Below are 1567 nucleotides of genomic sequence, written 5' to 3'. Positions count from 1 at the left end.
TCAAGCCGTCCCCCAAGCCACCTGAAACATCACCAATCAACCGGCCCGCCCCTTGACGAAAGAGATAGGGGCACCCCCCTGTTGATCATGATCTGGGGGGTGGTGTCACCGCTCCCGGAGGTACTGGTAGACCGCTGATGAGGGGCATGACCACCAACTCCTCCGGGAGGCAGGGAGGTTCTTCGTAAATTGGATGCCGGCAACTGGTGCCGCAGATGAGGCCGGGACCGTACGACCGGAGAGTGCTTGTGATCGACACCAGTGACATCGGCGCCTTCCTCGGCCTGGACGTCGGCAAGGGCGAACACCACGCCACCGCGCTGACCCCGGCCGGGGAGAAAGCCTTCGACAAGCGGCTGCCCAACAGCGAGCCCAAACTCCGCGAGGTCTTCGCCAAGCTGACCGCGAAGCACGGCACCGTACTGGTGGTCGTCGACCAGCCCGCGTCCATCGGGGCTCTGCCGCTGGCCGTGGCTCGGGACGCGGGCTGCAAAGTCGCCTACCTGCCCGGACTGACGATGCGGCAGATCGCCGACCTCTACCCGGGCGAGGCCAAGACCGACGCGAGGGACGCGTTCATCATCGCGGACGCCGCCCGGGCGATGCCGCACACACTGCGGTCCATCGAGTTCACCGACGAGACGGTCGCCGAGCTGGAGATGATCGTGGGCTTCGACGACGACCTCGCAGGCGAGGTCACCCGGGTCGCCAACCGGCTCCGCTGACTGCTGACCCAGATCCACCCGCACCTGGAACGAGTCGTCGGCCCGCGCATCCAGCACCCGGCCGTCCTGACCCTGCTGGAACGCTTCGGATCCCCCGCCCAGATCCGCAAGGCCGGACGCCGACGACTGATCACCCTCATACGCCCGATGGCCCCCAGGATGCCCGAGCGCCTGGTCGACGAGATCTTCACCGCCCTGGACGAACAGACCGTGATCGTTTCGGGCACCGAGGCCGCCGCACTGATCGTCCCCAGCCTCGCCGCCTCCCTCCAGGCAGTGCTCGACCAGCGGAAAATCCTCGCTACCAAGATCGAGGAACTGCTGGCCAACCACTCTCTTTCAAAGGTCCTGACATCCCTGCCGGGGATCGGCGTCAGGACCGGAGCGAGGATCCTCATTGACGTCGGCGACGGCAGCGGCTTCCCGTCCGCCGCCCACCTTGCCTCCTACGCCGGCCTCGCCCCGACCACCCGCAGTTCGGGCTCCTCGATCCGCGGAGAACAACCCTGTCGACGCGGAAACAAGCAGCTCAAGAGAACGTTCTTCCTCTCCGCGTTCGCCGCCCTGCCCGACCCCGCCTCCCGCACCTACTACGACAAGAAGATCAACCAGGGCAAGCACCACACCCAAGCCCACCCCTGCCTCGCGAGACGACGAGCCGACGTGCTCTTCGCGATACTCCGCGACGGCACCTTCTACGAACCCCAACCCACCCCTACCGGTTGACGAAACCCATAGGGGCCCCCGCGCATGCTGCTTGGGTTCTAGTAGGGCCTGGTCAGGTTCACTCGCCGGTGGCGTGTCCCTTTGATCGCTTGTTCCGTTGACCTGTTGTGATGGAT

General features: G+C 65.9%; 1 pseudogene. It reads left to right on the top strand.

Annotated features, from left to right (window positions below):
* Window positions 1-215 precede the first annotated feature (215 nt).
* Window positions 216-1451: pseudogene (locus tag LCE31_RS39510) on the top strand (IS110 family transposase).
* Window positions 1452-1567: the final 116 nt, after the last annotated feature.

The sequence above is a fragment of the Streptomyces sp. 8L genome (genome assembly GCF_020176795.1).
In the GTDB taxonomy this organism is placed as follows: domain Bacteria; phylum Actinomycetota; class Actinomycetes; order Streptomycetales; family Streptomycetaceae; genus Streptomyces.
Note: the sequence above shows the minus strand (reverse complement) of the source record. Positions and strands in the feature narration are given on the sequence as shown.